6 protein-coding genes are annotated in these 10912 nt (G+C 71.5%); 1 reads left to right on the top strand and 5 read right to left on the bottom strand.

The annotated features are described in order from the left end of the window. Positions 1-77 precede the first annotated feature (77 nt). The 5 genes from PZC42_RS14005 to PZC42_RS14025 form a co-directional block, all read right to left on the bottom strand. On the bottom strand, positions 78-698 hold the full coding sequence (locus PZC42_RS14005; RefSeq protein ID WP_277212153.1) for a hypothetical protein: 621 nt from the start codon (positions 696-698) through the stop codon (positions 78-80). Positions 699-763: 65 nt separating this feature from the next. Then, positions 764-4564, bottom strand: a complete 3801-nt coding sequence (locus PZC42_RS14010) for a glycoside hydrolase family 30 protein (RefSeq protein ID WP_277212154.1) — start codon at positions 4562-4564, stop codon at positions 764-766. Positions 4565-4676: 112 nt separating this feature from the next. After that, the gene (locus PZC42_RS14015; RefSeq protein WP_277212155.1) at positions 4677-7547 is read right to left on the bottom strand and encodes a discoidin domain-containing protein; all 2871 of its coding nucleotides are present in this window, start codon (positions 7545-7547) and stop codon (positions 4677-4679) included. 163 nt (positions 7548-7710) lie between these two features. Beyond that, positions 7711-8718 carry a WxL protein peptidoglycan domain-containing protein gene (locus tag PZC42_RS14020; protein WP_277212156.1) on the bottom strand — a complete coding sequence of 336 codons (1008 nt, stop codon included), beginning with the start codon at positions 8716-8718 and terminating at the stop codon, positions 7711-7713. A gap of 28 nt (positions 8719-8746) precedes the next feature. Continuing rightward, entirely contained in the window at positions 8747-9379 is a 633-nt protein-coding gene (locus tag PZC42_RS14025; protein WP_277212157.1) for a hypothetical protein, read from the bottom strand. Positions 9380-9686: 307 nt separating this feature from the next. On the opposite strand from PZC42_RS14025, the gene PZC42_RS14030 reads away from it, so the two are divergent. Continuing rightward, positions 9687-10886 (top strand): beta-ketoacyl-[acyl-carrier-protein] synthase family protein, encoded by a 1200-nt coding sequence (locus PZC42_RS14030; RefSeq protein ID WP_277212158.1) that lies wholly within the window; start codon positions 9687-9689, stop codon positions 10884-10886. Positions 10887-10912 lie beyond the last annotated feature (26 nt).

Consider the following 10912-nt stretch of genomic DNA (forward strand, 5'->3'; position numbering starts at 1 on the left):
CTCTCCACGAACACTGATCCCCTCCTCGGGAGCAACGCCCGAGGAGGGGATCAGCACGCTCGTCGCGTGGGAGGCGGTCAGCCCTCGAAGAGCGACAGCGTCAGCGTCGAGGAGTAGTCACCGGCCGGGGTGTCGGTCGGGACGCGCAGTGCGAGGTCCGCCGTCACTCCCCAGGAGCCCGGCTCCGACGCCCACGTCGAGACCAGGAGCTCCTGCCCCTCCAGGCCCACCTCGTCGGCACCCGAGCCGTCACCGATCACCGATGACACGGGCTCGCCCGCCGCGACGTCGCCACCGGGACCGCTCACCAGGTGCGGGGTCCAGCCGAGGTACTCGGCACCGAACGAGCCCGCCGCGTCCGACGTGAAGTCGGACGCCTGGCCCACCACCGCCCAGTAGGCGCCCTCGGGAACCTGCTCAGCGGTCCGCGTGTCGCTGACGGTCACCGTGGGGAGCGCCGCGGTGAACTGCCGGGCCTGGTCGTCCGACCCGTCCTCGGCCAGCTCGACCGGGTCGTGCGCAGCCACCGACATCGCCAGCGACCCCGGGGCCAGGTCCTCGATCGTGACCGACAGGTCGACCCCGTCCGAACCGACCTCGTCGTCCCCGGCGGCGGCCGTCGCCAGCCCGACCACACCCACCACCGCCAGCGCTGCCGCGCCGACGGCCGTGCGCCGGACACCTGTGTGCTTGAACATCTCGTACCTCATCCTCGTCGAAGGTCATCAGCGGCGTCGGGGCCGTGCGGCCCCGACGCCCTCGGTCAGGAGCAGTCGGCCCCGGCGTGGTCCGCCCGGACCTCGGTCGTGGCGCCGGCGCCGTCCGACGCCGTCACCGTCACGGCGCCCGCCTCCACCTGCCGGGCCCGCGTGGCGAACGACTGGTAGGCGCTGGCGCCCGGTTCCACCCCGGCGACGTCCTTGCTGCCGTACGCCGTCTCGAGACGCAGGTCGACCTCGCCGTCCGACTCGTTGACAGCGCGCACCGCGAGCACGACGCGGCTGCCGACGCAGCGCGGCTCGGCCGTCACCGACACCGCAGGGCCGGTCCGCGGCTCCCCGGCGACGGCGAGCCAGCTGAGCACGGGCGCCTCGGTGCCTCCGGCCGCGGCCACCCGGAACGTCACGACCGCGTCCTGCGGCAGCTCGAGCTCGCCGCTGAGCACCGCGGACCGCCCGTTGCTCCCGTTCGGGAAGGACACGGTGTCGAGCGCGACGGTCTCCTGGTCGCCGTCCGGCGACGTCCAGGACACGGAGGTCGCCATGTTGCGCGACTTCCCGCTACCGGGGTTCCACCACTCGGTGTGGCCCGAGGAGATCTCATAGGTCCCCGCGTCCAGGCTGAGCCGGTACTCGAGCGCCTGCCCGGTCCCGGAGCTGTAGTAGCCGGTCTCGCGCATCTTGTCGTACGGGCTGGTGCCGAGCGGCGCCTTGGCGGAGTACTGCTGCACGCGACCCCACCCGGCGTCGGCCTCCCACGCGGCGTCCATCTCGGCGTTGCGCAGCTCGCCGCCCGACGCCGCGACGTGGTCGCGGACGGCGTCGTAGGCCTCGGCGGTGGGAACCTGCGCAGCGGCGGCGTCGATGAAGTAGACGACGCCCTCGGGCACCACCTCGACGACGGTCGAGACCCGCAGCGACGGGTCGTTCACGAACGTGCCCTGCACCACCACCATGGCGTACGGCTCGTCGAAGGCCTCGGCCCGGACCGACCAGTCGACCTCGGCGTCGATGGTGGTCCCCGCCGCGCTGGTGGCGCGGACGGTCGCCGGCAGGTCAGGCACCTCGCCCACCAGTGCCACCGACCTCTGCACCGGCTCGGCGACCGCCACGGGGCGCTCGTCGTCCGGCACGTCAGGCGCCGCGGCACCGCCCGTGAGGAGGTCCACCCCATCGAGCCCGAGCGTCCCGGAGACGACTCGCACCGTCACGGTGTGCTCGCCCTCCGGCAGCCCTCGCTGCCAGTACGAAGTCTGGCGAGGTCCGGTCGAGCCGATCTGCTCGGTGCGGACCGGTCGGTCGCCCACCTGGACCTCGATGGTGGCCTGCCCGGTCTCGCCGTAGAGGTTGAACCCGGTCCCGGTCAGGTCGAACTGCACGGACCGTCCTGCGGACACCAGGTGCCGGGTGCGGTTGTCGTGCGCGAAGCCGGACTGGCTGAAGTTGGCACCCTCCGGGTACGTGATCCGCGGGTCGGAGTCGTCGATCTTCTCCGACGCCCACGCGTAACCTTCCACCGGGGTGACCGAGAGGTCGTCGTAGCGCGTGTTGTAGTAGCCGCTGATCAACGCGATGCGACCCGTCATCACGGGGTTGGCACCGGAATCGACGTAGCTGGCGAGCTCCTGCCCGTCCACGGAGGCCGTGATGACGTTCTCGCGCGCCTCGACGCTCAGGGTGTGCCACGCGTCGGGGTCGAAGTCCTCGATGACACCCTCGGCGACGGGCACGTCGAGCCTGCGCAGCTCCCAGGAGCCGTCGGCGTGGACGTGCGCGGCATAGGTGGCCTGGTCGCCGCCGCGGGCGTAGAGCTGGCGGACGCCGAGCCCGGCGAAGTTGTCGAGGCTCGGGTCACGCTCGACGAGGTCGAGCCGGAAGTCGACCGACGCGGTGTAGTTCGCCCACCGGTGCTCGCCGAGCACCGTCGTGGGAGGCGTGGTCGCCAGGATGTTCTGCTGCCCGTTGCCCCAGACGTTCCAGGTGAACCCCCGGTTCTCGGCGTGGTTCTGCTGCTGCAGCACGTTGCCCCGTGCGCCGGACGTCTCGACGACCTCGAAGGCCCCGTTCTGGTCCGCCGTGTAGCGCGCAGCCCCGCCCCGCCGTTCGACGTAGGACATCTCGGTGCCACCGACGACGGTGGTCGGGTACTCGCTGTACTCGAAGTCGTCGTCGTAGGGCAGGGCGAGGATCTCGTCCTGCGCCTCGGGCGCGAAGTCGCCGGGCGTGTACTCCTCGGTGACGCCGCGCACCCCGTTCTCCAGGGTCGACAACGTGAGGATCGAGTACGGCTCCACGTGCACCCGGTAGACGTGGTGCTCCGTGCCGTCGATCGTCTCGGTGCGGGTCGGCTCGAGCTGACCGACCTGCTGGAAGTGGTTCGCGTCGTAGACCTCGCCGTCGGCGGGGCCACGCGTCTGCCAGGCGTGCAGCGGTCGCGCGTCGCCGAGGTTGGACACCTTCACCTCGAACCAGCGGTCGTCGGCGGTGTTGTTGGCGTGCACCTGGCTGAGCTCCGGCTCGCCGCCGGCTGCCGCCGGGGTGCGCGCCGTCATCACGGTCTGGGTGGAGGTGTCGACGTTCGTGCCGCCGTCGCCCTTGGTGCCGTCGCCGCGGGTGGCGCCCTCGATGTACTCCCAGCCGTGGTCGATGAACTGGTGGAAGTGGCGCACCGTCGTGATGCCGATGCCGCCCTCCCAGTAGCCGGACCACGGGTCGGACGCCCGGATCAGGTGCTTCGGCGAGTACTGCGTGCCCTCATACATGGCACTGACCGCCGGCTGGAAGAGGAAGGTGGTCATGCGACCCGGGTGCTCGCCGGCGCCGTCCCAGCGGTAGGCGTTGATGAACCGGTCGGCGATGTCGGCCGCGCTGGTGGTGCCGCCGACGCCGCCCCGCGCGGGCTCGGCGTGGAGCCGGTACTGCGGGTCGATCATGGGGGCGATGGCCTCGGAGTACAGGATCGGCATCCCGTGCTCCTTGTTGAGGCGGGTGACGTTCGGCCCGCCGACGATGTCGTAGTGGTAACCGAGCGCGTCGACGTGGTCCACCGCGTCGGGGTGGTTGAGGATGCGCCCGGCGATGGCGTCGCCCTCGCGGTAGGAGTCGAGCGCGACGATCTTGATGTCGCGGTAGTCGAAGCGGGCGTCAGCCGCCTCGGCGTCACGCTCGAGCCACTTGGCGAACTGCACGGTCCAGTTCAGCTCCGCGGCCTGCCAGCTGCCACCGCGCACCTCGTTCTGCGAGGGGCTCACCCAGTCGAGCTCGACCCCGAACGTGTCGTGGGCGGCGTCGATGGTCTCCTTGTACCACTGGTAGCGCTTGGTCCAGTCGGTCCCCGTCCACGACGGCTCACCCCAGCGCAGCACCTCGGTCTCGATGTCGGGGTTGATGGTGAGCGCGTCGGAGATGAAGTGGAACCCGGCCCCGCGCAGCACGTTGGCGGGCTCGTCCTCGCTGCGCTTGGTCGCCGGCTCGGCGCCCGAGGACGTGTTGGTGTCGCTCCCCAGCTCGGCCTTGATGTGCATCAGGCCGGCGCCCTCGTCCGGGTCGAACAGCAGGTGCATGATCCGCCAGTAGGCGTCGGGGTTCTCCTCCTTGTAGTCGAGCAGGAGGTTGCCGGTGTTGTTGCAGGACACGGCCCCGAACCCACCGAACGTGTTGTAGGCCGAGCCGTCGTCGCGCCGCTCGACGTCGTCACCGTCGACGAGGAGCTCGCGCCACTCGATGGAGGGGTCGTCGAGGTCGAGCGTGGCGGGCAGAGCCGTCACCGGGGCCGGGTGCGCGGTCGCGGTGAGCGGGGCGACGGTGCCGAGGGCGAGCGCCGACGCCGTTGCGAGCGCTGTCACCGCCAGGGCGCGGCGACGCGGTCCTGGGCCCGCAGCAGGGGAAACGGCCGTTCGTCTCATTGCTGTTCCTGTCGTCGTCGAGAGGGGCGTAGGGCTGTCGGTCCGTCCGGGCCTACGAGCAGTCGAGGCCGGCGTGCTCCGACGTGACCTGGGCGGTCGCGCCGGTCGGGGCGGTGGCTGTCACGGTCACCGATCCGGCCGGCACCGCCGCCTGCCGGGTGGCGAACGACTGGTAGGCGCTGGCGCCCGGTTCCACCCCGGTGACGTCCTTGCTGCCGAACGCCGTCGCGAGCGTCAGGTCCACCGAGGCCTCGGACTCGTTGTGCGCGCGGACGGCCAGCATGGCGCGATGACCCACGCATCGCGGTGTCGCGTCGGCGGTCACGACGGGCCCGTCGGCTGCGGCCCTCGAGGGCACGACGATCTCGGAGATCTTGAGCCAGGAGCCGGGGTGGTCGAACGTGAGTCGCACCGCGTCGGCGTCGACCAGGTCGAACGAGAACGTGGACAGCTCACCGTGCGCCGCGATCGTGCCGGTCTGCGACGTCACCGGGTGCCAGGCACCGTCCGTCCCCCGGTGCTCCACGCCGACGGCGGTGATCACACCCTCGGTGTTGGTGAACTGCACGGTGTCGATCGGGTGCTGGTCGGCGAAGGCGGCCGTGAACGTGACCTGGTCTCGCTTCCCGGAGCCGCTGACCCAGGTGGACCACGGCGTCGAGTAGTTGCCGTCGCAGGCGTTCTGGGGCGGGAAGGTCGCATCCTGCGTCTGGTGGAACGACGCCGACACGGTGGTCCCGGCCTCGAGGCACAGGTTGACCGGGTCTTCCACCTCGACCGAGGCGCTCGGGATGACGATCTCGGAGATCTTCAGCCAGGAGGCCGGGTGGTCGAACGTGAGACGCACCGAGCTCGTGACCACCGGGTCGAACGAGATCGCGGTCAGATCGCCGTTCGCCGCGATGGCGCCGGTCTGCGACGTCACCGGCTGCCACGCGCCGTCGCCGTCGCGGTACTCGACGCCGACGCCCGTGATCACGCCCTCGGTGTTCGTGAACCGGACGCTGTCGACGCGTTGCTGGTCGGCGAAGGCGGCCGTGAACGTGACCTGGTCTCGCTTCCCGGAGCCGCTGACCCAGGTGGACCACGGCGTCGAGTAGTTGCCGTCGCAGGCGTTCTGGGGCGGGAAGGTCGCATCCTGCGTCTGGTGGAACGACGCCGACACGGTGGTCCCGGCCTCGAGGCACAGGTTGACCGGGCCGTCCACCTCGACGGTCGCGGTCACGTACCGGCCGGCGAGCGGGCCGTCACCCGCCACGTGACCGACCAGGTCGTGCGTCCCCGCGGTGGAGAACGCCGCGTCGAGGCTCGTTCGGCTCCAGTCGGCGGTCAGGTCGTCGTACCGGGTGCCGTCGACGATCACGTCGAACGTGGGGTCGAAGGTGCTGCGGTCGTCCACGTGCGCCTCGAACTCCAGGGGCGTCACGGGTTCGAGCCGGTGGAAGAGCGTGGAGTTGGCCGGGTCCCACGCGCCGACGTTCTCGACCGTCACGCGACCGGCCTCGGAGTCGACCTGGATCGGCGCCCAGACGTACCGCGAGTCCTCACCCGCCGACCCGGTGGCCCGGTCCACGATCCACCGATCACCCATGTAGACGAACTGACCGTCGCCCAGGTCGATGACGAAGGTCGGCTGGGAGTCGAAGCACTCCACGGGGTCCGCCGTCCCCACCCCGGTGCGGGCCGGGTCTCCGACGCACGGGTTGACGGGCTCCAGGCGCTCCCACTGCCCGTTCGCCGGGTGGCCGTTGTTGTTCCCCACGACCGCCTCGGTCGGGGTGATCATCGAGCGCGACCGGTATGCCACGACCGGCGTCGAGCTCCACCCGTCGGTGCCCGAGGTGAGCATGTAGTACCAGCCGTCGTGCTTGAAGACGGACGACGCCTCACGGAAGAAGTCCGGCAGCACGCGGTTCGAGAAGTCCTCGCCGAGCACGCCCTCGTTGCCGTCGGCGGCCGGGCCGGTGTACTCGGCATTCAGGCGCGAGACGTACATCCACTTGTTCATCTCGGAGGAGTACACGGCGTACGCGTCGTCGGCGTCGGGATCCACGGTGTGCGAACCAGCGTCCTGGAAGACCGTCATGTCGCGCGAGTCGCCCTCGCGGCCGGCCTGCGGCACGCCGTCGGCCCAGTTCATCTTCGTCGTGTTCACGAGCTTGAACGGGCCCCATGGGGTGTCCGAGGTCGCGAAGCCGATCTCGGCCAGCGAGTACCGCGACCCGATGTTGCGGTCCGCGGGGTCGCCGCCCTCGGTGACCCAGCGCCGCAGCTCCGCGCCCCGGGGGTCGGGGCCGTCGGCGTGGTAGATGATGACGAACTTGCCCGTCTTGGCGTTCCACAGCATCTTGGGGCGTTCGACGATGTTGATGTTGCCGTTGAGCCGATAGCTCGCGTTGGCCAGGTTCTCCTCGTCGTAGGTCGCGGCGATGCCGGCGTCGGCATCGGCCCAGGTCTCGACGTACGGTGCGACGAACTCCTTCGCCGCGTCGATCTCCTCGGCCGTCGACTCGGCGTCCGGCGCGGTCTTGTTCGCCACGGCCTTGACGGCGTCGACCTTCGCCTGATCCACCTGGACCTGGCCGTCCTCGACGGTCAGGGTGAACTGCTGGTGGGTCGGCAGGACGCGGCCGAGATCGTGCCACGTGGTCAGGTCGGTCGACCAGTAGCCGCGGACCCCGTCGACGGGACGCGTGGAGTGGGTCTTGTCCTCGCCGTACCAGAGAAAGACGTCCTGGTCCTTCGTCCCGTCGCCGGTGATGTCGAGGTCGACCTCGGCCTCCGAGACGGTGACGACCGACCCGCCGTGCGCCTTGATCGGGTTCCCGTCGGCGTCGGGCCACGGCTCGTCTGCCGGCGCCGGGACCATACCGCTCGCCGCCAGCACCGCCGCTGTCACGAGTCCACCTATCTTGGTCAGCACGCAATCTCCTTCGATCGCTCGCTCGCAGGATCGGCAATGATCCTTCATGAGCGTTGAGGACTGGATCGTCCCCCTTGGCTTTGATCGTGCTTGAAACTACGGGTGATCGAGCCCTGCTTCAAGAGAACTACCGAGAAACGTCAATAACGATCACTGTCGATCATCAGGAGGCAGCACGCGCCTCAGCAGCGCCCTGCGCCCGGGCACGGGCGAGCTGCGCCTCGAGCCGGGCCCGTGCGCGCCGACGGCGGTCCCGCTCGGCCAGGAGCACCAGCGCCAGCAGCGCCGCCAGCAAGAGCTGGGGGACGGGCACCGCCCACGCCGTCACCGTCGTCGAGACCGGGCTGAGGTCCGCAGGCGCCGCGTCGCCGATCGGCTCGGGCACCACGGTGACCGTCGTGGTCACGGGTCCGACGGGCCACACCTGGCCCACGCTCACCGACACCTGCCGACCTCCCCCACCGAGCATCTCGCCGACCGTCTCGGCACCGCGGGCGTCGACCGCGAGCGCCTCGGCCGAGACCTCGGCCACGGCGTCGAGACGGACGTTGCCCGCGTTGGCCACGTCCACCGTGACGTCGAGCGTCCCGGGTGCGAACGGGTTCCAGGAGGGCTCGAAGGACGTGGTCACCTGCGGCACGTCGAGCGCCGCGACGACGTCCCCGGGCACGCGCAGGTTGACGCGCACACCCACCCGGTGCTCGACGAGGACCTGGTCGTCGCTGCTCACGATCGAGGCGGCCACGCCCGCCGGGTGGTCGCCCGGCGTGGCGTGCTCCGGGACGGCGATCTCCACCGGGACGACGACGGCCTCCCCGCCGGGCACGGTGACCTCGGCGGGGACGCTGATCCAGGAACCGCCGTCGGTCGGCTCGGTGTCCGACGGGAGCATGTCGAACGAACCGTTCGCCGTGAGGTAGCCGTCGTTGGCGCGCAGCGCGAACGTCACGGGCTCGTCCCCGTGGTTCGCCACCGCCACGTGCTCGACCTCGCCCTTTCCCGGGCCGAGCTCGACGTCCACGACACGGCGGCCGTCCGGCCCCTCGTCGTCCGCCGGGACCACGGACCAGGAGATCTGATCGGACCCCTCGGAGGGCTCGTCCGGCGCCATAGGCGCCAGCAGGGCGACCCCGCCGGCGACGGCGACGGCGAGCAAGGAGCGAGAGATCACGGTGTGGCCTCCGGTTCGGCGAGTCCGGTCAGCCCTCGAACAACGAGAGCGTCAGGGTCGCAGAGTACGTGCCCGCGGGGACGTCGACCGGCGTCCGGAGGGTCAGGTCGGCGTTGACGTCCCACGAACCGGTCTCGTCCGCGGCCGACCACGTCGAGAGCAGCAGCTCCTGCCCCACCAGGCCGACGGCGTCGGCGCCGGAACCGTCGTCGATCACCGACGAGACGGGCTCGCCCTCGGCGACCGAGCCGGTGCTGGACCCGGAGAGCAGGTGCGGCGCCCAGCCGAGGTACTCGGCGCCGAAGGAGCGGGAGGCGTCCTCGGCGTGCACGAAGTCGCCGGCCTGCCCCACCACGGCCCAGAAGGCCCCCTCGGGGATCTGCTCCGCGGTGCGGGAGTCCGTCACCGTGACGGTCGGGGTGACCCCGACGAACTGCCGGGCCGTCTCGTCCGACCCGTCCTCGGTGAGCACGACGCCGTCGTTGGCGGCGACCGTCATCGCCAGCCCCCCGGGCGGCGTCAGGTCCTCGATCTCGACCGAGAGGTCGATCCCCTCCTCGTCGCCGCCGTCCGCCGCGGCCATGCCGGCGCCTGCCGCGCCGACGAGGAACAGCCCCAGCGTCCCCGCGGCCGTCCACTGCGTCATCTTCCGAACGTTCATGTGTCTGTTCCTCACGGTCACGGGCCACGCCTCGGTTCTCCGAGCGCGTGCCCTGGGCTTCGTCATCCCCGGAACGCACCCGACGTCGGCCTCGTCGCCGACGCTTTGTTAACGCTCACATCCAGGTGCCAGCAACCTACGGGGAGCGCCATCGCGCGTCAACAGTCCGGCCGGATCGATCACGGGATTCACCCGCCCAGCCCGACGGAGCGCCCGGAACCCGCTGCCATCCGTGGCGCCATGTCGTTGCCCGTGAAAACATGCGCTTCAATCGAGCAGGGGGCGCCTGACGAGAGATGGAGCACACGTGCGACGAGCAGTCATCACCGGGATCGGGGCGGTCACGCCCCTCGGCCTGACAGCGACCGAGACCTGGAGCAGCCTGCGCGGCGGCGTGAACGGGGTGGCATCGCTCAAGGAGCCGTGGGCCGAGGGGCTCCCGGTCCACGTCGCGGCCCGCGTGGACGACGTGTTCGCCGACGCCCTGCAGGTCCGTGAGGTGCGGCGGACGGACCGCGTCGCGCAGCTCACCCTCGTGGCCGGCCGGGCGGCCTGGGCCGACGCCGGCAGCCCGGACGTGGAGCCGGAACGGCTCGGGGTGGCGGTCGGCACCGCGAACGGTGGCTACGGCACCACGCTGGCGCAGCACACCCTCCTCGACGAGCGCGGGCAGCGCGGCGTCTCGCCGCACGCCGTGACGATGGTGATGGCGAACAGCCCGGCGGCCTGGTTGTCCATCGACCTCGGGGCGAAGGCGGGCGCCCGGTCGCCCGTCACGGCCTGCGCGGCCGGCTCCGAGGCGATCGGGATGGGTCGGCAGGCCATCCTCGCGGACGAGGCGGACGTATACGTCTGCGGCGGCGTCGAGGCGAGCGTGCTCGACCTGGTGATCGCGGCGTTCTCCCGGGCACGGGCCATGTCCTCGAGCACCGACACCGAGTCGGCCTCCCGGCCGTTCGACGCCGGCCGGGACGGGTTCGTCATGGGCGAGGGCAGCGTCATGGTCGTCCTGGAGGAGGAGTCGCACGCGCGCGCTCGCGGCGCCCAGGTCCTCGGCGGCGTGGAGGGGTTCGCGCTCACCTCCGACGCGCACGACATCGTCGGCGGGGAACCGGTGAACCAGGCCCGGACGATCGATCTCGCGCTGCGCTCGGCGCAGGTGGCGCCGTCGGACGTCGGTCTGGTGCACGCGCACGCCACCTCCACCCCGGCCGGCGACCTCAACGAGGCCCGCGCCCTGGGGTCGGTGGGCGTCACCGCGCCGGTCACGGCCACCAAGGCGTCGACCGGCCACCTGCTCGGCGGCTCCGGGCCGCTGGGGGTGCTGGCCGCGCTCGGCGCGATGCGCGACGGCGTCGTGCCGCCCACGCTGCACCTGCGCGACCAGGACCCCGGGGTCGACCTGGACCTCGTCACGACGGCCCGGGAGACGACGGCGCAGGTCGCCCTGGTGGACGCCTTCGGCTTCGGGGGCCACAGCGCCGCGCTGGTGCTGACCCGCGACTGATCGCCTCAGGGCCGGCCGCCGGGGGT

It is taken from the genome of Isoptericola croceus, assembly GCF_029382255.1.
GTDB lineage: Bacteria > Actinomycetota > Actinomycetes > Actinomycetales > Cellulomonadaceae > Isoptericola > Isoptericola croceus.